This is a genomic window from Oryzicola mucosus, from assembly GCF_014534685.1.
GTDB classification, from domain to species: Bacteria; Pseudomonadota; Alphaproteobacteria; order Rhizobiales; family Rhizobiaceae; genus Oryzicola; species Oryzicola mucosus.
In genome coordinates this window covers 365,787-389,388 of the sequence record NZ_JACVVX010000004.1, presented here as the reverse complement: position 1 = coordinate 389,388, position 23,602 = coordinate 365,787, and the positions used below count along the sequence as shown (strand labels likewise).

14 protein-coding genes are annotated in these 23,602 nt (G+C 59.8%); 8 read left to right on the top strand and 6 right to left on the bottom strand.

Annotated elements, in window-relative coordinates:
• The first annotated feature begins 56 nt into the window (after positions 1–56).
• From ICI42_RS15165 to ICI42_RS15150, 4 genes are read left to right on the top strand one after another with little or no spacing between them, the layout of a single operon-like run.
• Positions 57–6,026, top strand: a complete 5,970-nt coding sequence (locus ICI42_RS15165; RefSeq protein ID WP_188165412.1) for a glycosyltransferase — start codon at positions 57–59, stop codon at positions 6,024–6,026.
• A 44-nt stretch (positions 6,027–6,070) separates the two neighbouring features.
• Positions 6,071–7,048, top strand: coding sequence for a glycosyltransferase family 2 protein (locus tag ICI42_RS15160; protein ID WP_188165411.1), 978 nt, complete (start codon positions 6,071–6,073; stop codon positions 7,046–7,048).
• A gap of 42 nt (positions 7,049–7,090) precedes the next feature.
• On the top strand, positions 7,091–8,362 hold the full coding sequence (locus ICI42_RS15155) for a polysaccharide pyruvyl transferase family protein (RefSeq protein WP_188165410.1): 1,272 nt from the start codon (positions 7,091–7,093) through the stop codon (positions 8,360–8,362).
• On the top strand, positions 8,359–9,303 hold the full coding sequence (locus tag ICI42_RS15150; RefSeq protein ID WP_188165409.1) for a lysylphosphatidylglycerol synthase domain-containing protein: 945 nt from the start codon (positions 8,359–8,361) through the stop codon (positions 9,301–9,303). The genes ICI42_RS15155 and ICI42_RS15150 overlap by 4 nt, the downstream gene beginning before the upstream one ends.
• 339 nt (positions 9,304–9,642) lie before the next feature.
• Here ICI42_RS15150 and ICI42_RS15145 read toward each other — a convergent pair whose 3' ends face one another.
• Entirely contained in the window at positions 9,643–10,791 is a 1,149-nt protein-coding gene (locus tag ICI42_RS15145; protein WP_188165408.1) for a nitroreductase family protein, read from the bottom strand.
• A 321-nt stretch (positions 10,792–11,112) separates the two neighbouring features.
• On the opposite strand from ICI42_RS15145, the gene ICI42_RS15140 reads away from it, so the two are divergent.
• Positions 11,113–11,535, top strand: a complete 423-nt coding sequence (locus tag ICI42_RS15140) for a hypothetical protein (RefSeq protein ID WP_188165407.1) — start codon at positions 11,113–11,115, stop codon at positions 11,533–11,535.
• Between the two features lie 63 nt (positions 11,536–11,598).
• On the opposite strand, the gene ICI42_RS15135 is transcribed toward ICI42_RS15140, so the two are convergent.
• From ICI42_RS15135 to ICI42_RS15120, 4 genes are all read right to left on the bottom strand, one after another.
• On the bottom strand, positions 11,599–12,933 hold the full coding sequence (locus ICI42_RS15135) for a UDP-glucose dehydrogenase family protein (protein WP_188165406.1): 1,335 nt from the start codon (positions 12,931–12,933) through the stop codon (positions 11,599–11,601).
• A 99-nt stretch (positions 12,934–13,032) separates the two neighbouring features.
• On the bottom strand, positions 13,033–13,632 hold the full coding sequence (locus ICI42_RS15130) for an ABC transporter ATP-binding protein (RefSeq protein WP_330999182.1): 600 nt from the start codon (positions 13,630–13,632) through the stop codon (positions 13,033–13,035).
• 128 nt (positions 13,633–13,760) lie between these two features.
• Positions 13,761–14,552, bottom strand: coding sequence for an ABC transporter permease (locus tag ICI42_RS15125; RefSeq protein ID WP_188165404.1), 792 nt, complete (start codon positions 14,550–14,552; stop codon positions 13,761–13,763).
• A gap of 83 nt (positions 14,553–14,635) precedes the next feature.
• Positions 14,636–16,003 carry a DUF2793 domain-containing protein gene (locus ICI42_RS15120; protein ID WP_188165403.1) on the bottom strand — a complete coding sequence of 456 codons (1,368 nt, stop codon included), beginning with the start codon at positions 16,001–16,003 and terminating at the stop codon, positions 14,636–14,638.
• Positions 16,004–16,360: 357 nt separating this feature from the next.
• Between ICI42_RS15120 and ppdK the strand changes: the two genes are divergently transcribed.
• Complete coding sequence (ppdK, locus tag ICI42_RS15115) at positions 16,361–19,027, top strand: pyruvate, phosphate dikinase (RefSeq protein WP_188165402.1); 2,667 nt, start codon at positions 16,361–16,363, stop codon at positions 19,025–19,027.
• 342 nt (positions 19,028–19,369) lie between these two features.
• On the opposite strand, the gene ICI42_RS15110 is transcribed toward ppdK, so the two are convergent.
• Positions 19,370–19,792: a hypothetical protein gene (locus ICI42_RS15110; RefSeq protein ID WP_230980373.1), complete on the bottom strand. Its 423-nt coding sequence runs from the start codon at positions 19,790–19,792 to the stop codon at positions 19,370–19,372.
• A 172-nt stretch (positions 19,793–19,964) separates the two neighbouring features.
• Here ICI42_RS15110 and ICI42_RS15105 point away from each other — a divergent pair, with 172 nt between their 5' ends.
• Together ICI42_RS15105 and ICI42_RS24140 are read left to right on the top strand one after the other, a co-directional pair.
• The gene (locus tag ICI42_RS15105; RefSeq protein WP_188165401.1) at positions 19,965–21,602 is read left to right on the top strand and encodes a fatty-acid--CoA ligase; all 1,638 of its coding nucleotides are present in this window, start codon (positions 19,965–19,967) and stop codon (positions 21,600–21,602) included.
• Positions 21,603–21,755: 153 nt separating this feature from the next.
• Entirely contained in the window at positions 21,756–23,420 is a 1,665-nt protein-coding gene (locus ICI42_RS24140) for a calcium-binding protein (RefSeq protein ID WP_210317250.1), read from the top strand.
• Positions 23,421–23,602: the final 182 nt, after the last annotated feature.

The window sequence follows — 23,602 nt, the reverse complement described above, 5'->3', positions numbered from 1 at the left end:
GTGCGGAGGGGCCGCGGCTACCACCGATACTCGCGGTGATGGGACAAAGGCGTGTCATGAAGAATGTGGATCGCGAACGCGGCGTTATCGAGGCATCGGGCCTCTTCGACCGCAACTGGTACTTGGCGCAATATCCGGACGTTGCCGCATTGGGCATGGACCCTTTGGAGCATTTCCTGACGTTTGGCGCGCTTCTGCGACGAAATCCCAACCCAGGGTTCAATACCAGGCAGTACCTCGAAACCAATCCCGATATCGCACGTACCGGGATCAATCCGCTTTTTCATTTCCTTTCGCTGGGAGAAAAAGCAGGACAAAAGCCGGTCGCCGTCAATGGATCGGCGCCTGCGGAAAAACCCATCATCGTTGCCTTTCAGGAGCCGAAAAAAGATATCGCGTCTCAGCACAAAAGCCATGTCGCGAATGGTGTGGCGGAAGGGGCCATCGCAGCTTCCTTTTCGAAACTGTCCAACTTGGACGATCACAAATTGATCGTGAGGGCGGGGTTGTTCGATCCGGAATGGTACCGGTCGGAATACCCTGATGTTGCCCGTGGCGGTGGCGATCCCGTGCGGCATTTCCTGCGACATGGCGCTCGCGAAGGCCGGGATCCAGGTCCCGCCTTCAACACCAAATGGTATCTCTCCCGCTATCGCGACGAGATGATCCACGATAATCCGCTGATCAACTATCTTCGCCATGGCTATCAGAATGGACATGATCCTTATCCTAGCGTCGACTTCGACGTGTGGTGGCGCGCTTTTCGGCAGCCCTTGCGCGACAGAGCGCTGTCGGGAAGCCGTTTGCAAGCTGATGGTTATGCCAATCTCTCCGGGGTCAATGAGCGTCTCCGCCAAGCTACGGAAATGCCGGCCATCATCGTCCCGGTCTACAACGCTGCGGAGGAAACCGACGCCTGTATTCAATCCATTCTTCGCAATACGAGGCTTAACTATCGTTTGATCGTCGTCGACGACTGCAGCCCCGATGCGAGCGTTCAGACCACGCTGGCAAAATATCGTGGCATCGACCAGGTCGAGATTCATCGCAACGAGAAGAATCTCGGCTTCTCCGGCACCATCAATCGCGGCATCGAACTGGCCGGCCGTTCCGATGTCGTCTTCCTGAATTCCGATACGCTCGTAACGCCCAACTGGTTGGACAAGCTGCGGTTCGCAGCCTACTCCACGGAGAAGACGGGAACCGTCACGGCCGTTTCCAACAATGCGGGCGCGTTTTCCGTCCCGCAAAGCGGCACCAACGAGATGCCGGCTCATTTGTCGCTGGATGACTATGCGCGCGCCATCGCACAGACCTCGCTGAGGCTTTATCCGACAGCACCCACCGGCAACGGTTTTTGCCTCTATGTCCGGCGAGATTGCATCGATGAGGTCGGCACGCTCGATGCCGCGGCCTTCCCGCGCGGCTATGGCGAGGAAAACGATTTCTGCATGCGCGCCGGCCGCAAGGGCTGGCGCCATATCATCGATGACGCGACGTTCATCTATCACGTTCGTTCCGCGAGTTTCGGCTCTGAAAAGGACGGACTGATGCAGCAGGGGCGCAGCGTCGTCGATGCGCGCTATCCCGAATACACGAGCCAGGTGCGCGAGTTCGTCCGCGCAGAACCGCTGAAGCTCGTTCGTGAAAGAGTGTCCGAGACGCTGAAGGCGCTGGAAAGCCGTCAGGCCGCGGTTAAGCCGCGTATCATGTATGTGCTGTCGACGAAAACCGGCGGTACCCCCCAAACAAACCAGGACCTCATGGGCGCGATAGATGGGCGGTATGAGACGTTTGTCCTGCGCTGTAACTCAAGCACGATCAAACTCTTCCTGTTCCAGAATGGCGTATACACCGAGATCGAGCGCGCGATGCTTGGCGCGAGTATCCATGCGTTTCCTCACACCAGCAGAGAATATGACGACATCGTCTCACTATGGATGACGCGCTATGCCATCGATCTGGTCCACATCCGCCATATTGCCTGGCACGGACTCGGACTCGTAAAAGAGGCCAAGACGCTGAACATCCCGGTCATTTTCTCCTTCCATGATTTTTACTCGGTCTGCCCAAGTGTAAAGCTGCTCGAAAACGATAACCGGTACAATGCGGGCAAGTGCAGTCCCTCGCATGCCGAATGCAAGAAGGAGCTTTGGGACGTCAGGGATTTCCTCGCGCTTCCCGAAGACGGCATTGACCATTGGAAGGCGATGTTTGGCGAGATGCTGTCACAATGCGACGGCTTCATCACCACTGACAGCTCCGCGAGGGAGATCGTCCTCGAAAATTACCCCAATCTTGCCGACAAGCCGTTTGAAATCATCCCGCATGGGCGCGACTTTGACAAATTCAGCCTTCTCGCTGCGCCTCTGGAGCCTGGCGAGAAACTACGCATTCTCCTCCCGGGTAACATCGATGCCCCCAAGGGCTCTGAGATTGTCTTTGCGCTGTCGGCATTCGCCCGCCAACACGGCTTCGAGTTTCACATCATTGGCTCGGCGCAAGGCAGCCTCGTTCAGGCCGGACCTGGTGGAGAAACCCTTGAAGGCGTTGTGCTGCACGGACCTTACGAGCGCGATGCGTTCGGAATGCTGGTCGCCCGCATCAAGCCGCATATCGGCGCGGTTTTGTCGATCTGGCCGGAAACTTTCTGCCATACGCTGACCGAATTGTGGTCGTGCGGCCTGCCGGTCATCGGCTTCGATATTGGGGCTGTCGGCCAACGCATCAAGGACAGCCAAGCAGGCTGGGCGATTCCAGAGATGACGGCTGACGCGGTGCTTAAGACGCTCGATGCGATTCGCAGCACGCCGACGATGCTGATCGAGGCCATTGGTGCTGTGGACCGCTGGCAGAAAGGCCTCGGCGCTTCTCGCGACTGTGCCGCCATGGCAGAGGATTATGCCGCTGCATATGCCGATATCGAGGCTCGCAACCATGCGCACATTCCAGGTGTGGCGGGCGCCTCAGCAGGTAATATTTCGCTCGACGGGCGTAACGTGGATATCGTCCAGTACGACGTCGATGTCGTCATTCCAGTCTACAACGCCTTGGATTTCACCAAGGATTGCCTGGCATCCATCCAGCGCCATAACGATGGCCTGCGGGTTCGAAGCTTCGTGGTCAATGACGGGTCGGATGCCGAAACCACACAGTGGCTGCGCGAATTCTGTGCCGACAAACCCGACTTCGTGCTGAAAGAGCATGAAGTCAACAAGGGTTATACGAATGCCGTCAATACAGGCTTGATGGCTTCGACTGCAGAGTACGTCATCACACTCAACAGCGACACGGTCGTCACCAATGGATGGCTTGCCGGCATGATCCGCTGCATGCTTTCAGATGAACGTATCGGCATATGTGGGCCGCTTTCCAATGCTGCGACGTGGCAAAACGTGCCGCATCTCTACGCCGACGACGGAAGTTTCGCCATCAACGACATCCCTGATGGTCTGAATGCGGACGAGATGGCTGCGTTGGTCGCGCAGGCGAGCGCTCGCATCTATCCGCGAACGCCATTCGTCAACGGTTTTTGCTACATGATCAGGCGTTCGGTGGTGGATGCGGTGGGTTTCATGGACCCAATCAGCTTTCCCATCGGTTACGGCGAAGAAAACGACTATTGTATACGCGCTGCGGATGCGGGCTTCCAACTTGCCTACGCCGATGACGCCTATGTTTTCCATGCCAAATCGAAAAGCTTCGGCCACGGCAAACGCAAAAAACTCGGGCGGGACGGCGCCGCTGCCTTGCGCGCCAAACACGGTGTCGAACGCGTCGAAGCCTTGATCGAATCGGTCAAAGTCACCGACCTTATGGATTCGATCCGAAAGCGCGTTGTGGATGCATTGGCGGTTCGGAAACAGCAGCGTCAGCGGCTCCGAAATGCCAATGATCTGTCCGTGCTGTTTCTGCTTCCGGTTCGCGGCGGCGGCGGTGGTGTTCATTCCGTCGTGCAGGAAGTCATGGGCATGCGCCGTATTGGCGCCAATGCAGCTGTCGCTGTCAGAAACGAGGATATCGAGTATTATTGGTCGCAATACAACGACATAGCCGACGTCCGGCAGTTGTTCTTGGGGTTCGACGGTGACGATCTCGCTGATATAGCGGCGTCGTATGACGTGGTTGTATCAACGATCTTCACCTCTGTTGTTCTCCTCAAGAAGATCAGCGATAAAAATCCAGAGGTTCTTCCAGCCTATTATATTCAGGATTATGAGCCGCTTTTCTGGAAGCCGACAAAACCTCAATGGATACAAGCAAAGGAATCTTACGAACTCGTGCCTCAGGCACTCTGCTTCGCCAAGACCCGGTGGCTTACGGAAAAGGTGTTTGCCGAGCACAATGTGGAAGTGCGTAAGGTAGAACCTAGCATCGACCATGAGGTTTATAAGCCGTCGACCGAACCTCGTGGCGATGAGTTGATCGTCTCGGCAATGATCCGTCCGCGTACGCCGCGACGCGGCGCTGCCAGAACCATGCGGGTTCTCTCACGCCTGCATCAGAGATTTGGCGAGAAGATCAAGATTCATATCTTTGGCTGCGAGGAGTTCGATCCGATCTTCGAGGAACTTGAGCGTGGGTTCCCGTACATAAACCACGACATCATAAAGCGGCAGCAGGTGGCCGAGATTCTTGGTACCTCGGACGTGTTTCTTGACCTTTCCGATTATCAGGCGTTTGGCAGGACCGGACTGGAGGGAATGGCTTGCGGCTGCGTGCCAGTACTGCCGGTCGTCGGCGGAGCGGACGAGTATGCTGTCGACGGTTACAATTCCATCGTCGTCGACACCAAGGACGAAGATGCTGTTTTTGATCGCGTCTGTAAACTTCTTGATGATCCGGACGCTCTGATCGAATGCAAGCAGGCGGCGATCAGGACCGCGGCTCGCTACAGCGTTCATCTGGCGTCAGTCAGCGAATTGACGGTGTTTCATGAAGCGCTGCGTTTACGCGCTAAAAGCGTTCGAAAGGGCGTCAGGCCAAAGGCGCTCATCATTCCGTCCGGTCAGAAGGATGGTTCGCCCACCGGTAGCGCCTACGTACGGTTGATCCATCCGTATATGCAGGCCGGGGTGAGAAAACAGTGGGACGTCAGTGTCGGTGACAGTCAGACTCTTCCACATGAAACTGAGGCCTCGACCATCATCGTGGAGCGAGATCTCCCAACTTTGACGGCAGACGAGATCTCTGCGTGGGCTGACAGGATGCGTTCTCAAGCTAAGCGCATTGTCTATGAGATCGATGATGACCTGTTGAATGCCGAAGGGCTGAAATCCAGAGGCTATAACAAGGACATCGGCAAATTGAAGGAGAGGGTGACGAGCCTCGCCAAGAGCGCTGATCTTATCACCGTATCGACCCAACCGTTGAAAGAGCGGTTCGACCTTTTGAACAAAAATGTGCGGGTTATTCCGAACTATCTCAACTACCAGATGTGGAAGCTGGGCGAAGATACATCGCCGACTAAGCCGAAGACGAGCGATGTAATCAAAATCGGCTACATCGGCACGCCGTCACATAGCGTGGACATGCACGTTGTCAGTGACGCGATCTCGAAAATACAGGCAAAGTACGGGAAGCGCGTTGAGGTCGAGGTGGTCGGTGCCTTCCAGACTCAGACTCCATTTTTTGGGAAACGCATCGGCTTGCCGAGAAATAACAATTATGCACCGTTTGTGGACTGGTTGTTCAAAGTGGTGGATTGGGATATCGGTATCACTCCGCTCGTTGACGATGATTTCAATCGATGCAAAAGCAATCTCAAATTTCTGGAGTATGCAGCGCTTCGTTTGCCGAACATCGTTTCGAATGTCTACACCTACCGCGATGTTGCGAGAAATGGCGTCAACTCCTTGGTGGTCAACAATTCGACTGCGGAATGGACTGCCGCATTGACGGAACTGATCGAGAATTCTGAGCTTCGCGAAAAGCTGAGGCAAAATGCTTTCGAGATGGTTCGTGAGAAATACAGCGTACGGCATCACGTGGATACCTACATCGATGTGCTTGAACGTGCTGGCTGATTGTGACCCATTGAAACGATTTAAATTCGAAAGACGCTGATCTCATGAAGTTGATAATCCAAATTCCCTGCTACAACGAGGCGGGTACGCTTGCCATCACCTTGGCCGAGTTGCCACGTCAGGTGCCGGGCTTCGATACCGTCGAATGGCTGATCATCGACGATGGCAGCGTGGACGATACCGTCGGCGTGGCCAAGGCCAATGGCGTCGACCATATCGTCCGTCACACGCGCAACCAGGGCCTTGCAAAGGCCTTCATGACCGGTCTCGAAGCCAGCTTGGCGGCTGGCGCCGACGTCATTGTCAACACCGACGCTGACAACCAGTACAACGCCGGCGATATCCCGGCCCTGACGAACCCAATCGTCAAGGGCGAGGCCGATATCGTCATCGGCGCGCGGCCGATTGCCACCATCGAGCATTTCTCGCCGCTCAAGAAGGCGCTGCAGAAACTCGGCAGCTGGGTCGTGCGCGTCGCCTCGAAGTCCGACATTCCCGATGCGCCGAGCGGCTTCCGCGCCTGGTCGCGCAACGCTGCCCAGCACATGATGGTCTTCAGCGACTACACCTATACGCTGGAAACCATCATCCAGGCTGGCCAGAAGAACATGGCCATGACCTCGGTGCCGATCCGCGTCAACGGCGACCTGCGTCCGTCGCGTCTTTTCAAGAGCATCCCGTCCTACATCCAGCGGTCGGTCATCACGATCATCCGCATCTTCATCATCTACCGGCCGTTCCGTTTCTTCGCATCGATCGGCTTGACGCTGTTCGTTCTCGGCCTGCTCGTCGGCCTGCGGTTCCTGGTATATTACTTCATGGGCGAGGGCGCGGGCCGCATCCAGTCGCTCATCCTGGCCAGCCTGCTCCTGACCATGGGCTTCCAGACCTTCCTCATCGCTTTCGTGGCCGACCTTCTGGCGGCGAACCGCAAACTGCTCGAGGAAATCCGTTACAGCACCCGCAAGGACATATCGGCTGCGCCTCCGTCGACAACCGCTGAGACACTGGCTGCCGAATAGGCAGCCGTTTTCTTTACGCCTCAATTCAGGAACCGTTTCCTCATGACGTCAGTGTCGATCATCGCCGCGACCTTTTATGGCAATCGCGGCGCCGAAGGGATGTTGAGCACCACCATAGGCATGTTGCGCCGCCACGCCGGCGAGGACCTAACCTTCAACGTCTTCACTTATTATCCCGAGCGTGACCGCGAACTGGTCGCCGATCAGCGCGTGTCGATGTACTCTTCGACGCCGGCCTATCTGGTTGCTGTCCTGTTCCCTTTTGCGCTGCTTTACCGCTTTCTCGGCTTCTTCCGCCTGCGGCCGCTGCAGCGCATGCTGCCTAAATCGGTTCAGGCTCTTGCCGCCTCCAGCATGCTTGTCTGCCTTGCCGGCGTGTCCTTCGTCGGCGGACGTACCAAGTTCATCCCCTTCAACATCGCCACCATCCTACCGGCGATGGTGCTGGGCGTGCCGGTGGTGAAGTTCGCCCAGGCGTTGGGGCCGTTCAACGAGCCGCTCAACCGTCTCGCTGCCAAGATTTTCCTGCCGTGGTGCAACCATGTCTTCACGCGCGGCGAGAAGACGCAAGCGCACATGAAGGAGGTTTTCCCGAACAAGACCTTCTACGAGCGGGCGGACGATTGCGCCTTCCTGTTCGAAAAGAGCTTCTGCATCAGCGCGCCTGCGCCGGGTGGCCTCGATGGTCTTGCGACGCTCGATCAGCATCGGGCTGCGGGCCGCACCATCGTCGGCGTGTGCCCCAGCATCGTGGTCGCGCTGCGCGCCAAGGCTTCTGGCTGGGATTATGCCGCGCTGATGCGCGATCTGCTGTCCGGTCTGGTTGCCAAGGGCTATGCGGTCGCCCTGTTCCCCAACGCCACGCGCGGCGAGGATATGGACAAGACCCACAACAACGACCTGCCGCTGTTGCTGGAGATCTATGAAGGCCTCGACGCGGAGACCAGGAAATACTGCGTCTCCTTCTCCGGCTCGCTGAACATCGCCCAGATCCACCAGATCATCGAGGCGTCGGATGTCGTGGCTGTGTCGCGTTTCCATGCCATGGTCGGTGCGCTGGCGGCAGGCACTCCGGTGATGGTTATCGGCTGGAGCCACAAATATCTCGAAGTCATGCAGCGCTTCCAGCAGGAGGACATGGTGCTCGACTATAAGCGTGGCGAGATCGGTGTCGTCGTCGGCCGCATCGAGCAGCTCGTTGCCGAAAAGGCCAGCCGCAAGGCGACCATCACGGCGTCGTTCCCCGCCGTGCAGGCGCTGTCCATGCGCCAGATCGAATATTCCGCGAAGCTGGTCAAGGGACGCCGCGCATGATCGACCGTCTCAAGACCATCGCCAAATGGGGATGGACCCTTGCCATCCTGGCGATCGTCGTCTGGTTCTGCGTCACGCGATGGGAGATGATCGTCAAGACGATGTCGTTGCTCAGCATCGAGATGCTGGTTTTGGCGACGATCTGCATCATTCTGGCAAAGCTCGGCCTGACCATGACTATGCGCACCGCAGCCGTTGGGGCAGGGGTGCCGCTGACATTCAAGGAAGCTTACTGGATCTACAACATGACCCAGCTGGCGAAATATGTGCCGGGTTCGATCTGGCAGCTCGTCGGGCGCGTGGTCATTCTCAAAAGGCGGGGCGCTGCCGTTTCCGCCATTCGCGACGCGATCCTGTCCGAGCATGCCTGGGTGGTCTCTACCGCGAGCATCATGGCGGTGGCGTTGATCTTCATCGCCAAGCCGATGTTCTTCCTCGAACTCAGCAACAATGTCGGCTTCTCCGAAGCGCATTGGCTCTGGGCCTTGCTCGGTCTTGTCGCCGTCGTCATCCTCGGCGTCGCGGCCGTCTTCCGCAATCGGCTCCTGCCTTGGCTGTGGAAGCTCAAGCCGTCCGGTCCCGCTCTTGTGGTGCTCGCTCTGACCTGGGTGCTGATGGGCATGTCCTATTGGGTCACCCTGGCGCCGTTCTCGTCGGCGCCCATCCCCTGGTATTATGCCGTGGGGGTCTACTGCCTGGCATATGTCGCGGGTTTTCTGGTGCCCTTCGCGCCGGCCGGCCTTGGCGTGCGTGAGGTCATCCTCACCTTCGCGCTGGTGCCGTTCATTCCCAGCGAGGTCGCGATCCTGCTCGCTTCGATCAACCGCGTCCTCTACTTCGTCGCGGAACTGATCCTCGTCGCCCCTTGCCTGTTCTGGGAGCGGCCCGATGCACAGGCCGCGCAGGTGGTTCAGGAAGCGGAAGCCAGCGAAGTCATCTGACGTTTCACTTGCAGCACCTACTTCGACCAGACGGCGGCCTTACGGGCCGCCGTTTTTGTTTGCTGTTGTCCCGACACGTACGGTTGCAAGCGCGACCGCTGACGCGTTCTACAGGGCTTCGTTAGTTGCACTGCTCATGGCTGGCCTCGATCGACAGATGCGGCCGGCACTCCAGCCCGCAAGACGAACCGGTGGCGTTGCGCTTGTTCTCTGCACCCTCCAGGGCGGCGGTACTGGGCGTTTGTTTTCTCGAACATCAGGCAAGCCCACTTGCCGCCCACAAAAAAGCCCTCCGCGCGGGGAGGGCTCTTCCATCTCGTCGGCTCAATGCCGTCGGCGTTACGCCAGCTTCGGTTCCCCTTGCGCCGCCGGAACCTCGGCGGGGGCTGCTGCCCTCACGCCCAGATCGTTGTAGCGGCGGATGACGTCGAGCGACTTCTTCTCCGAGAACGGGATCAGCCCGTCCGGATCGGCATAGCCGATGGCGATCAGCATGATGACGCGCTCGTCATAGTCGAGGTTCAGCGCCTTCTGCATCTTGCCTTCCAGCGGCTCGAAGTCCGGCCAGTTGATGACGCTCGAAGACAGCCCCAGCGTCTCCAGGCCCAGCATGAACGGCATCGCCGCCAGCGACGCGTCGACATAGATGACATGGCGGTCGCGCGGGCTGAAATAGTGGTTGAGCCGGCCGATGACCACGGCGACCGTTGGGATCTGGTGGCCATAGCCGCCCGCGCCGAACGGAATGCCGGCGACCTTCTTGACCATCATCGGATCGTCGAAGATGCGGAATTCATACGGCATGCGGTTGCAGGCGGTGGGCGATTGACGCCCGACCAGCAAGGCCTTGTCGATGAGGTCGCGCGGCACCGGCTTCTGCTGGAACCAGCGAACCGAACGGCGCTGCTGCGACAGGGCGAGCAGGTCTTCATAGGCGACGTTGCTCATCTTGGTGTCGGAGCGCTTGTAGGGAATGCGGCGGATGTCTTCGGGATTGAACGAGGACGTCGTGGCCGAAAAGCGGTTGCGCGCGCCGGCAACGACGACGTTTTCCGGGTCGACGATGGAGAAGTAGTCGTTCAGCACGCCATGCGCCCAGATCAGCTCGCCTTCGTCGGCTGCGCAACCTGCGGCATAGTCCTTGATCGCCTTCTCGTAATATTCGATCGTCTCGATCAGGTAATCCAGCGCAAACACCTTGCGGCGCGGCTGCATGATGATGCCCTTTTCGAGCCGGTGGATGTTGCGGCGCAACTCGGTGCGTGTCGCTCGCTCCTTCGAAAGATTTCGATAGTAATCGCGGCGACCGCGCAAGACGGCGAACTGTTCCCGATTGAAGGTCGGAATGCTGAGAATGCTGTAGACCAGCGACGTGATGCGATTGGCCGCCAGAATCTCCAGGAGAAAACGGACCACGCCTTCATAGAGGCGTCGCACCCAAACGATGGCAAGCAGCTGCTTGACGAAAGTCTTGAGCTTGTTAAGCATATTTTCCTTCCGGATATTGGGAGAGCGGCAGTGCCGGCCCGTCCCATACCTTAGCTAAGGCCTACGTTGCAAGGCTCATGCCATTTGCAAGGCCATCTTCGATCGCTGCGAGCGGTCACTTCTACAGCCCGATTGTAACAAAATTTTGCCGGGCGGACCATAAGAAGAAAATTCGCGTTCCTTTTATAGGCTGTAAGGAAGGCGAACATGCTTATTTTGTGTGCAGTGCGATAAACTTTCTGTTTGCGCCCGATAGACTTCACAGTTTCGTCACGCTCGTCGCCGACAACACGGAAATCCGAAATCGTGAAAGGGGTTCATATGAAGCTTTTGCCATCCATTCTGGCTCTGTCGTTGAGCGTGCTCGTCGCGGCCTGCAGCGAGGAATCACCCAAGCAGGTTACGGAATCCAAGGCAACGCCTTCCGTCGAAACGCCAGCCTCCGCACCGGATCAGGTCGCATCGATTCCGGCGAACCAGTTGGGCGATCTGAAAAAACAGCAGACCGAGTTGAAGCCGGAATACGACCGGCAGCGCGCCGCCTGGATTGCGGTCCGCGATCCCTACCGCGCCAAGGTCAAGGAGCGCGATGCTGCCAAGGCGGCTAACGATACGCTCAAGGCCGACACTTTGAGCAAGGAGCTCAGCCAGCTTAAGCCGGCATACATCGCAGCGCGGGGCTCCTGGAACAAGATTTCCAAGCAGTGGAAGGACCTTGAAAAGAAGGTCAAGGCCGCGAGCTAAACCGTCTATCCCAGCAAAAACGCCGCGCCGATCGTTCGGCGCGGCGTTTTCTATGCGGGGCGATCAGGCTGCGGAGCGGCGGCCGACGCCATACACCGTCATGCCGTAGCGCTGTACGACCTTGGGGTCGTAGATGTTGCGGCCGTCGAAGATCACCGGCTCTTTCAGCTTTGCCTTCAGGTCCCGATAATCCGGCGCCTGGAAGTTCTTCCACTCGGTGATGACGATCAGCGCGTCGGCGCCTTCCAGCGTGTCATCCTGCTCTTCGCACAAGACCAGGTCGTCGCGGTCGCCATAGATGCGGTGGCATTCTTCCATCGCCTTCGGATCGAAGGCGCGCACCTTGGCGCCCGCTTTCCACAGCGCTTCCATCACCACGCGGGCAGGGGCTTCGCGCATGTCGTCGGTGTTCGGCTTGAATGCCAGGCCCCAGACGGCGAAGGTCTTGCCCGAGATGTCGCCGTTGAAGTGCTTCATCACCTTGTCGACGAGGAAGCGCTTCTGCTCGTTGTTGCGCTTTTCCACCGACTTCAGGACCGTGGCGTCGAACTTGATCTCGTCGGCGGTACGGATCAGCGCCTGCACGTCCTTGGGGAAGCACGAACCGCCATAGCCGACGCCGGGATAGATGAACTGGTAGCCGATGCGCGGGTCCGAGCCGATGCCGTGGCGGACGCGCTCGATGTCGGCGCCCAGAATGTCGGCCAGGTTGGCGATCTCGTTCATGAAGCTGATCTTGGTCGCCAGCATGCAGTTCGCCGCATATTTGGTCAGCTCGGCGCTGCGGATGTCCATCGCGATGATTTTTTCGTGGTTGCGGTTGAACGGCGCATAAAGCTCGCGCAGCACCTGTTCGGTCTCCGGCGATGCGACGCCGATGATGATGCGGTCCGGCTTGGTGCAGTCGGCGACCGCCGATCCTTCCTTGAGGAATTCCGGGTTGGACGCGACGTCGAAGGTGAGGTCCTTCCGCTCGCGCGTCTTCAGCCGTTTTTCCAGCTGCGCGCGGACCTTGTCGCTCGTGCCGACCGGAACGGTCGACTTCACGATGACGACGCGGTGTTCTTCCATATGTTCGGCAATGGTATCGGCAACAGCCAGAACATATTTGAGATCGGCCGAGCCGTCTTCATCCGGCGGTGTGCCGACCGCGATGAACTGGACGTCGCCATGGTCGACGCCATGCTTGGCGTCGGTGGTGAAATGCAGGCGCTTGGCGGCGTAGTTTTCCTGAACCAGGCGTTCCAGGCCGGGCTCATAGATCGGTACTTCGCCGCGCTTCAGGCGTTCCACTTTCGTCGGGTCGACATCGACACAAACGACGTCATAGCCGACATCCGCAAGCACGGCTGCCTGCACAAGCCCTACATAGCCTGTTCCGAAAATCGTAACTCGCACCTATTAGTCCCTTCTTTGAAAACAAGTCAGCGTGATTGCATAGTGATTCAGTGAAACGGCTCTGTGCCGCCTGAGGGTTTTTTTAATGACCCTACGCTTTCAACCTGTTTCCTCCCAGCTGTCCACGGGCAGGAATGCCTTAAGTCTACCCTTGTCCAGCTCCAGTATTTTATTGCAGGTCCGCTTTAGAAGTCCATGATTGTGGCTTGCCAATACAATGATACCGGCCTTCTCCGCAATTTCCTCCATCCGCCTCTTGGCTTTTTCTTGAAACCGGGCATCCCCCGCCCCGATCCATTCGTCCATCAGCAGGATTTCCGGCTCCAGGCTGGTGGCGACGGAAAAAGCCAGACGCGCCGCCATGCCCTGACTATAGGTCTTGAATGGCAGGTCTATGAAATCGCCGAGTTCGCTGAACTCGATGATCGCGTCCATCCGGTCGTTGATCTGATCGAGGCTCCAGCCGTTGATCAGCCCGCGCAGCACGATGTTGCGGCGGCCCGTCGCTTCTTTGCGGAAACCCAGGCTGATGTTGAACAGGGCGTCGACGCGTCCCTTCATTTCCACCTTGCCCATGGTCGGCTCATAGATGCCGTAGAGCACTTTCAGCAGCGTCGTCTTGCCGGCGCCGTTCGAGCCGACCAGTCCGAGTCGGTCGCCGGCTTCGAGCGAGAAGCTGAGGTCTTCCAGCGCGATCACCGTTTTCCGCCCGCCTGCCTCCGAAACGCGGCCGCCGGTATGCTGCACGGCGGGCGTCTTGCGCGCCAGCGAGATTTTCTGGCGAAGCCTGTAGACCAGTCCGACGTTTTCAACGTTGATGCTGACCATCAGAGCACGAACACCACTTGCTTGCGATAGCGGCCCAAAAGCACCAGAGCCAGAAGCCAAAGCGTCAGGACCACGGTGCCGCAGATCAGGAACGACTGCGTTGGAACCGTATTGTCTGTGATGGGAATCCTGAAGATCTCCAGGAAATAGGTGAAGGGATTCCAGTGGTAAAAAGCCATGCGGAAGCCGCCCTGTCCGCTATACACCCAGAACACTGGCGTCAGGAACATGCCCAGCCGCATCACATTGGTGACGATGAATTGGCTGTCGGGAAAATAAGCCCCCAGGAACGCGAAGATGATGATGGTCGCTGGCGCGGCCACCAGGATCAGCAAAAGGGCAAGTGCTGAAAACAGCCAGACGGGGGTGGGTACGGCACCGCTAAGAAGCAGGATTACCGCGCATCCAGCCACCGCATAGGCGGCGCGGATCACGGACTGCATGGTCAGGCGCAACACATAGACGGAAATCGGCAGCGTGGTGCCCTTGATGAAGTTCTCTTCCCGAAGGAAAAGCGTATTCGCCTGGGTCAGGATTTCGCTGATGAACAGCCAGACGAGCAGCCCCGTTGCAGCATAAGCGGCGTAGCTTTCCTGGCTGCTGTCCCCACGGTGAAACAGGAAGATGAAGATGGAGGCGAATGCGAGATAGTTGACCAGCAGCCATAGCGGGCCGAGCCGGGTACGCCGGTGCTGGTCGTCAATATCCTCGCGCGCGAGTGCAAGCCACACTCTTCGCAACCGAAAGCCCGAACGGATATCGGAAAATGCGTCTCCGATGGCCTTGATCATTTCAGTCCTTTGCTATCGAAAGCGGCTCGTATCATAGACCTCGCAGAAAGCAAGCTATCGCCGATACTGTTGTTGTTCACGCTCTATGTCGCGATGTTGCCATCGGCAAAGCGCCAATTCGTGCCGTCGGACACGGCGATGCGTCGGTTGGCGCTGCCATCGGATACATAAATCAATTGAGCCGCGGGCGAAGCTGCGGGTAATGTTGCGATGGTGTAGGACCGCAGTACGGGATGCCGCGCGGCATTGATGACGGTGTTCCCGCCGCCCATGGCTAGCGAGCCGTCGGACTCTATCCGCAGCCTTTCGGCCGGCGAGGCCGTCCCATCCGAGGTGAAAAACCGCAGCCGCCCGGGCGTGTAGTTGGTTCCGGGCGCGCCGGCCGCGTAAGCGGAGATATAGGCCGCCGCCCCCATGCGCGTGCCGGTATGGCCGGCGAAATGGAAGGTACCAAGCTCGTCGCTCGCTCCCACCGAAGCCGGAGCGCCATAGCTGCCGCGGGATTTCGTGAAAAAGATGCGCGCGCCATTGGTGCCGCTGTCCACGCGTGCCATCAAAAACGACGCGTCAGATCCGGTAGAAATCACCTGGCTTTTCGGCGTCACGGTGGTGTTGTCGCCGCCGCCCGCCATGGTGGACTGCGCTGCCGAATGGCCGATGAGATAGCGCCCCGCCGCATCGAAATAGGCCTGCGCCGTCCCACCTGTGGAAAACCCGATGCTGTCGGCGCCGTTGGAAAAAAGCCCCGTGTCGTCGTCGCCGAGCTTTATGGCGGGTGCGGCTGCCGAACCCTGGACGAGTTTGATCGTGGCATTCGTCCGGTCGATCTGCAGAGCGGTGTTCCAGGTGCTGCCGTTGGGCGACACTTTCACCGACAGATCGTCGCTGCCACTCAGCCCGACTTCGGCCCGGCCCGACCAGTTCGACTGCATCAGAAGCGACAGCGTCCGCGCCGCATTTTCCTTGTTCAGCGTATAGCGCAGGTCGCCGTCGCCGCCTTCGGCTGTTGTCTTTGCCGTCCACAGCGCCTTATTGAGCTTGGCCGAGAAAGGATTTGCCGTATCTGCTGCCGTCCCCACGCCGAAAAAGGTGAGATTCTGCAGCGCATTCAGCGTCTGGGCCAAAGGCTGCCAGGCTGAGCCGTCGAAAAACAGCAGGGTCAACGTCTCGATGACGAAGGCCAGCCAGCCTTGCAGGGGCTGGTAGAAGACCCAGACGCCATCCTGCCACGCCGCGATCTGACCGTCCCTGCCGGCGAACGGCCCGGTCGCCCCGGTGTCGACCAGATGACGCTCGCCATGCTCCGGCGCGCCGGGCGGCGTCGCTGTTTTGGCGGTGACGGTCAGCTGCACCACCGCATCGAGGGCCTGCAGCGCTTCGTTATGGGTAACGTGTTTCTGCGCCTGCGAAGGCAGGATATAGGGCATTTTCAGGTTCGGGGTGGCAGCCATCTCGGTCTCCTTGGGTCGCGCTCGATCCGATGATACGGGCGTGACCGAAGGTGTTGGGAAACCGCACCGACAAAATGTCCGGGCAGCGCTCCTGGCAATAGCTATCATTTTGAAATAAAAAGTGTTTTCTTCAGGCGTACGCTCGCTTGGCGACCGCTGCCCGTCCAGTTTTGCCAACGAGTGCGCAGCCTTGCCGCAGCGTCTCCGACGCCACGATGCGCCCCGAATCCAGCTTAATCGATTGTAGTTTTGACCGGTCGGTCTCGGCATATTGCCTTTCGCAGCGCAGCATCATATCGCGTTTCTAAGCTTCCGTTCAGGAAGCACGATTGGGAACTCGATTGGCGAGGAGCGGGAATGACCAAGTGGGTGTACACCTTCGGTGACGGCGCTGCCGAAGGGCGCGCGGGCGATCGCAATCTTCTCGGTGGCAAGGGGGCCAACCTTGCTGAGATGTGCAGCCTAGGGCTGCCGGTCCCGCCCGGCTTCACCATCACCACCGCTGCCTGCAACTGGTACTACGCCAACGGCCAGACCTATCCGGACGGGCTCGAAAACGACGTCAAGTCAGCGCTCGATCATATCGGCGCGATCACCGGCGGCCGCTTCGGCGACCCGTCCAGGCTGCTGCTCGTCTCCGTTCGCTCCGGTGCCCGCGCTTCCATGCCCGGCATGATGGACACGGTGCTCAATCTCGGCCTCAACGACGTGACCGTGAAGGCCTTGGCGGATGCCTCGGGCGATGCGCGTTTTGCCTATGACAGCTATCGCCGCTTCATCCAGATGTATTCCAACGTCGTGCTCGATCTCGATCATGATGTTTTCGAGGAGATTCTCGAAGAGGAAAAGGCCCGTCAGGGCTACGAACTCGACACCGAGTTCACGGCTTCGCAGTGGCAAGGCGTCATCGCGCTCTACAAGCAGAAGATCGAGGAGGAGCTTGGCAAGCCGTTCCCGCAGGACCCGCAGGAACAGCTCTGGGGCGCCATCGGCGCTGTCTTCTCCAGCTGGATGAACCACCGCGCCATCACCTATCGCCGCCTGCACGACATCCCCGAAAGCTGGGGCACGGCGGTCAATGTCCAGGCAATGGTGTTCGGCAATATGGGCGAGACCTCGGCCACCGGCGTTGCCTTCACGCGCAACCCGTCGACCGGCGAAAAACTGCTCTATGGCGAATTCCTCGTGAACGCCCAGGGCGAGGATGTCGTGGCCGGCATCCGCACCCCGCAAAACATCACCGAAGCCGCCCGCATCGCGGCTGGCTCCGACAAGCCGTCGCTGCAGAAGCTGATGCCGGAGGCGTTCCAGTCTTTCGTCGAGATTTCGAACCAGCTCGAAAAACACTACCGCGACATGCAGGATCTCGAATTCACCATCGAGCGCGGCAAGCTCTGGATGCTGCAGACCCGCTCGGGCAAGCGCACCGCCAAGGCTGCGCTGAAGATTGCCGTCGAAATGGCCGCCGAAGGCCTGATCACCAGGAACGAAGCGGTCAAGCGCATCGATCCGACCTCGCTCGACCAGTTGCTGCACCCCACCATCGATCCCAAGGCCGAGCGCAACGTCGTCGCTATGGGGTTGCCTGCATCGCCCGGTGCGGCGACCGGCGAGATCGTCTTCTCCTCCGACGAGGCTGAGGAGATGAGATCAGCCGGCCGCAAGGTCATCCTCGTCCGTGTCGAGACCAGCCCCGAGGACATCCACGGCATGCATGCCTCCGAAGGCATCCTGACCACCCGAGGCGGCATGACCAGCCATGCGGCGGTGGTGGCGCGCGGAATGGGCAAGCCCTGCGTTTCGGGTGCGGGTCAGCTCCGCGTCGATTACCGCGCGGGTACGATGACCGCCATGGGCCAGACCTTTAAGAAGGGCGATATCATCACCATCGACGGCGCCAACGGCCAGGTGCTCAAGGGGGCGGTTCCCATGCTGCAGCCCGAACTGTCCGGCGATTTCGCCGCGATCATGGAATGGGCCGACGGTTCGCGCCGGCTGAAGGTGCGCACCAATGCCGAGACTCCGACGGATGCCCGCATGGCGCGTTCCTTCGGCGCCGAAGGCATCGGGCTCTGCCGCACCGAGCATATGTTCTTCGACGGTGCCCGCATCGTCGCCATGCGCGAGATGATTCTCGCCGACACCGAAAAGGATCGCCGCGCGGCCCTCGACAAGCTTCTGCCGATGCAGCGTTCCGATTTCGTCGAACTGTTCGAGATCATGGCCGGCCTGCCGGTGACGATCCGCTTGCTCGATCCGCCGCTGCACGAATTCCTGCCCAAGACGGATGAGGAAGTGGCCGAAGTCGCCGCTGCCATGAACGTACCGGAGGAAAAGCTGCGCCACCGCACCGAGGCGCTGCATGAGTTCAACCCCATGCTGGGCCATCGCGGTTGCCGCCTGGCCGTGTCCTATCCCGAAATTGCCGAGATGCAGGCTCGCGCCATCTTCGAGGCCGCCGTCGAAGCCGGCAAGAAGACCGGAAGCCCGGTGGTGCCCGAGATCATGGTGCCGCTGGTCGGCCTCAAGAAGGAACTCGACTTCGTCAAGGCTCGCATCGATGCGGTGGCCAAGCAGGTCATGACCGAAAGCGGCGTCACCATCGACTATTTGACCGGCACGATGATCGAACTGCCGCGTGCAGCGATCCGCGCGCATGTCATCGCCGAATCCGCCGAATTCTTCTCCTTCGGCACCAACGACCTGACCCAGACGACCTTTGGCATTTCGCGCGACGATGCGGCGAGCTTTTTGGAAACCTACCGCCAGAAAGGCATCATCGAGCAGGACCCGTTCGTTTCGCTGGATATCGACGGTGTCGGCGAACTCGTCCGCATCGGCGCTGAAAAGGGCAGGGCGACCCGCCCCGACATCAAGCTCGGCATCTGCGGCGAGCATGGCGGCGATCCCGCTTCCATCGCCTTCTGCGAAAGCATCGGCCTGGACTATGTGTCCTGCTCGCCCTTCCGCGTGCCGATTGCGCGCCTTGCCGCCGCCCAGGCCGCGATTTCAGCGGGAGCATGAAGCGGGAGCCGGCTTGCTCCAACGCTGCGTTGCAAGCTTACCGCGGGCATCGCATTCGCCCTGTTCTCCTGTAACTGGCAGGGCAGTCGTATTTGATTTCAAGCCCCCTCATCCGGCCCTTCGGGCCACCTTCTCCCCGTTGGGGAGAAGGGACTGGCGCTGCACCGAACGCTCTCCTCTCCCCAGCGGGGAGAGGGTGGCCGAGCGGAGCGGAGGCCGGGTAAGGGGGCCTGAAATCCCTTCCAGTTCACAGAAACAAGTGCCTGCCTTCCACCCTCAGGCGGGCACACCGGGCAGCGCAAAGCGCTGACAGGACTGAAACATTGACGGCAACCCGATCCGTCAGGCGGCGGCCTTGAAGGCCTCCATGACGCCGGCATAGGCCTCGGTGATGCGGGCGATCGGGTTTTTGCTGGCGGTCGCGGTTTCGACCTTCAGCTTGCCGCCGGTTTCCGGCAAGGTCAGCAGCAGGAACTGGCTGTTCTCGCCATTGCCGACGACACCAGCCGCGACGTGACACGTCTCATCGTCCTGCTCGAGCTTCATCTTGAACAGAAAACGTCCGCCCACGCCTTCCAGCGCTTCGTTTACCAGCGCCTTGAATTCCTCCTCGTCGACAAGGCGGGCGCTGGCCTCGTCCTGCGCCGCAATGGCTTCCTCGACCGACAAAGCCAGGTCTTCCACCAAAAGCAGGTCGTCCGATGCCTCTGCGGTCTCGTCTGTCCGCTTCTCGTCCATGCTCGTCTCAATATCGTCGTTCTGCATGTGAGCCTCTCTCGGCGTCGCCTGCGCCGTTAACAATGGTTAACGGCGACAATGGCTGCATTATGGCTTCCATTCCCCAGCGTAAAGGTGGACGGGCTTATGGCGGCACTGGACAATCCCGTTGCGAAACCCAAAACTCCAGGAGACAGAAACGTTTAAGGGAGGAAACGCGATGCTCGGACTGATGCAGAAATGGCCGCTGCTGTGCCATAAAATTCTGGACCACGCCAAAACCCAGCATCCCCACCGCGAGATCGTCTCGCGCTCGGTCGAAGGGCCGATCGTCCGCACCACTTATGCCGACATCCATCTTCGCGCCCGCAAGGTCGCCCAAAAGCTTCAGCGCGACGGTTTCAAGCCGGGGGACAGGATCGCGACGCTCGCCTGGAACAGCGCCAGGCACATGGAATGCTGGTACGGCATCATGGGCATGGGCGGCGTCTATCACACCCTCAACCCGCGCCTGTTCCCCGATCAGATCGCCTGGATCATGAACCACGCCGAGGACCGGCTGCTGTTCACCGACCTGACCTTCCTGCCGCTTGTCGAAAAGCTTGCGCCTCTGGTTCCCAGCCTCAAGCGCATTGTCGTTCTGACCGACGCAGCGCATCTGCCGCAGATGTCGCTGCCGGGCGTCGTCGCCTATGAGGACTGGATCTCTGAGGCCGATGGCGATTTCACCTGGCTGGACATGTCCGAGGATGACGCTGCCGGCATGTGCTACACCTCCGGTACGACGGGCGACCCGAAGGGCGTTCTCTACAGCCACCGCTCCAATGTGCTGCATGCGATGATTGCGGTGATGCCCGATTCGATGGGGCTTTCGGTGCGCGACACCATCCTGCCGGTGGTTCCGATGTTCCACGCCAATGCCTGGGGCCTTGCCCAGAGCGCGCCGATGATCGGCGCAAAACTGGTGATGCCCGGCCCGAAAATGGATGGGGCCTCCATCTACGAACTGCTCGATACCGAAAAGGTCACCTTTAGCGCAGCCGTGCCGACGGTCTGGCTGATGCTGTTGCAATATCTGGAAGAGACCGGCAAGAAGTTGCCCTATCTCAAAAAGGTGGTGATCGGCGGCGCGGCGTGTCCGCGTGCGGTGATCGAGAAATTCGAGCGGAACTACGAGGTCGACGTCATCCATGCCTGGGGCATGACAGAGATGTCGCCGCTCGGCACATTGTGCACACTCAAGCCGGAACATGACGGCCTGGACGACGAAACGCGCCTGGACGTCCGCCAGAAGCAAGGCTTTACGCCTTTCGGCGTCGAGATGAAGATCGCCGACGACAATGAGCGGGAGCTGCCTTGGGACGGCAAGACCTTCGGCCGGCTCAAGGTGCGCGGGCCTGCCGTTGCCAGCAGCTATTACGGCGGCGCCGGCAGCGAACAGTTCGACGCCGAGGGATGGTTCGACACCGGCGATGTCGCCCATATCGACGAGCAGGGCTACATGCAGGTCACCGACCGTTCCAAGGATGTGATCAAGTCCGGCGGCGAATGGATATCGACCATCGAGCTCGAAAACCTCGCTGTCGGCCACCCGGATGTTCAGGAAGCCGCTGTCATCGGCGTTCACCACGAAAAATGGGACGAACGGCCGCTTCTGGTCGTGGTCAGGAAGCCGGACCGCACGGTGGAGAAAGCCGACGTTCTGGGCTTCATGACCGGCAAGGTCGCGAAATGGTGGATGCCAGACGATGTCGTTTTCGTTGAGGAAATTCCCCACACCGCGACCGGAAAAATCCTGAAGACCGCTTTGAGAAAGCAGTTCGAGGATTATCGCCTGCCGACGGAGGGGCGGGCCTGACATCCCGGCGCCCCTGGTTCGCATAGGCTGGCGCCCGTCTGGACTTCGGATCGGGCGTTGATGTACCGTGCCGTGCCTTCAGGGCCGGGACAGCTTTTGGCTGTGCCGAATGATCGTTGGGCCGAACGACCTTCTTCGCGAGGATGAGGAAAGATGGCGAGAAATCCCAATGGCAATATAACCGGCGGTTCCGGTAACGATACGCTATGGGGCACGGCGATCGTGCTCGGTGACGGCAGCTACGACAATTCAGCGGATGTCGATACGGCGAATTTTCAGGGCGCGCTGCGCGGACATGGCGGAAACGACATCATTTTCGGCGACATCTATTATGATGGCGTCGATTACGCCGAGGGCGACCAGGCCTATGGCGGCGCCGGCAACGACTTCATCTATGGCGATGCCGGGACCGACGATCCGAACTGGGAAACCAGCGGGGACGGCGGCTCCGATACGCTGTATGGCGAGGCCGGCAACGACCGCCTCTACGGACAGGCCGGCAACGACATTCTCGACGGCGGGTCGGACGACGATCTTCTCGTCGGCGGCATCGGCTCCGACACGTTGCGCGGCGGCACCGGCAAGGATGTGCTCTGGGCCGGCCTGGAGAACAACACCCTGGCCGAGACCACCGGGAACACGCTGTTCGGCGGCGCCGGCGACGACCGCCTCTATGGCAGCAACGGTGCCGATACGCTGGACGGAGGCGAGGACGCAGACCAGCTTTTCGGCGGCGGCGGTGCCGACGATATGGACGGTGGCAATGGCAGCGACGTCCTGAAAGGTGGCGACGGTGACGACACCATGGACGGCGGCGGTTATTATGCCACCGCCGAGGGGGACGGCGACGATGTCCTCTACGGCGAGGGCGGCAATGACAAGCTGACCGGTTATGTCGGCAACGACCGTCTCTATGGTGGCACCGGCGATGACTTCCTGTTCGGCGGCGAAGGCGACGACCTGTTCGATGGCGGCTCAGGTGCCGAAATCTACCGCTGTTCCAGCGGCGGCAACGACACCTATGTCTTCGGCGTGGGCGACAGCTTTCAGTGGGACTATTACGACGACGGCGTCGACCTTGTCCGCGCCTCGGTTTCTTATGTGCTCGGTGGCTACCACGAGAACCTGACACTGACCGGTTCGTCCAGCCTCAAGGGCACCGGCAACGCGCTGGTCAACGTCATCAACGGCAATGCGGGCAACAACACCTTGGACGGCAAGGCCGGCGCGGATACGCTGGCCGGCCATGCCGGCAACGACACCTACTATGTCGACAATGCCGGCGATAATGTCGTGGAAGCGAACGGCGAAGGCACCGACAAGGTCATATCGACCGTCAGCTACACGCTCGCCGGTCGTTATGTCGAAACGCTCGATCTGGTCGGAACCGACAACACCAACGCCACCGGCAACAAGACAGCCAACCTGCTCGACGGCAACAATGGCAACAACGTCCTGAACGGCATGCTCGGCAACGATACGCTGGCGGGCAAGGGCGGCGCGGACACCTTCGTGTTCGACCAGTTGCTGGGCGCGTCGAATGTCGATCATATCAGCGATTTTTCCGCGGTGGACGATACGATCCGTCTGGAAAACGCAGTTTTCATCGGCCTTTCGACGGGCGGGCTGTCCTCGGCAGCGTTCCGGTCGAACACGACCGGCCTGGCCGGCGATGCGTCGGACCGCATCATTTACGAGACGGACACGGGCGAACTGTATTTCGACCGCGACGGCTCGGGCTCGACCTATGCGCCGGTGTTGTTTGCCGTTCTCGATAACAAGGCCGCCGTGACCTACCAGGACTTCATCGTGGTCTGATGTGCGTCCCCGCTTGGCGGGCCTTGGCTGCGGGGTGAATGTTCCCGCGGCCAAGGCCGTTCGCATGTCATTAGCCATATCCGCCTCCGGCATCTGTTTCGGCGGGACGAAGACGCATCGCGCTCTTTCTTCCCGCCGTCGAATCCGGTTTAACGGTGGCATCGTGGACATCGGACGTTCCC

Bases quoted from the DNA above. Each gene is read 5' to 3' on its own strand.
- ICI42_RS15165 (WP_188165412.1), top strand. From the start codon at position 57: ATGAAGAATGTGGATCGCGAACGCGGCGTTATCGAGGCATCGGGCCTC.
- ICI42_RS15160 (WP_188165411.1), top strand. From the start codon at position 6,071: ATGAAGTTGATAATCCAAATTCCCTGCTACAACGAGGCGGGTACGCTT.
- ICI42_RS15155 (WP_188165410.1), top strand. From the start codon at position 7,091: ATGACGTCAGTGTCGATCATCGCCGCGACCTTTTATGGCAATCGCGGC.
- ICI42_RS15150 (WP_188165409.1), top strand. From the start codon at position 8,359: ATGATCGACCGTCTCAAGACCATCGCCAAATGGGGATGGACCCTTGCC.
- ICI42_RS15145 (WP_188165408.1), bottom strand. From the start codon at position 10,791: ATGCTTAACAAGCTCAAGACTTTCGTCAAGCAGCTGCTTGCCATCGTT.
- ICI42_RS15140 (WP_188165407.1), top strand. From the start codon at position 11,113: ATGAAGCTTTTGCCATCCATTCTGGCTCTGTCGTTGAGCGTGCTCGTC.
- ICI42_RS15125 (WP_188165404.1), bottom strand. From the start codon at position 14,552: ATGATCAAGGCCATCGGAGACGCATTTTCCGATATCCGTTCGGGCTTT.
- ICI42_RS15120 (WP_188165403.1), bottom strand. From the start codon at position 16,003: ATGGCTGCCACCCCGAACCTGAAAATGCCCTATATCCTGCCTTCGCAG.
- ppdK (WP_188165402.1), top strand. From the start codon at position 16,361: ATGACCAAGTGGGTGTACACCTTCGGTGACGGCGCTGCCGAAGGGCGC.
- ICI42_RS15110 (WP_230980373.1), bottom strand. From the start codon at position 19,792: ATGCAGAACGACGATATTGAGACGAGCATGGACGAGAAGCGGACAGAC.
- ICI42_RS15105 (WP_188165401.1), top strand. From the start codon at position 19,965: ATGCTCGGACTGATGCAGAAATGGCCGCTGCTGTGCCATAAAATTCTG.
- ICI42_RS24140 (WP_210317250.1), top strand. From the start codon at position 21,756: ATGGCGAGAAATCCCAATGGCAATATAACCGGCGGTTCCGGTAACGAT.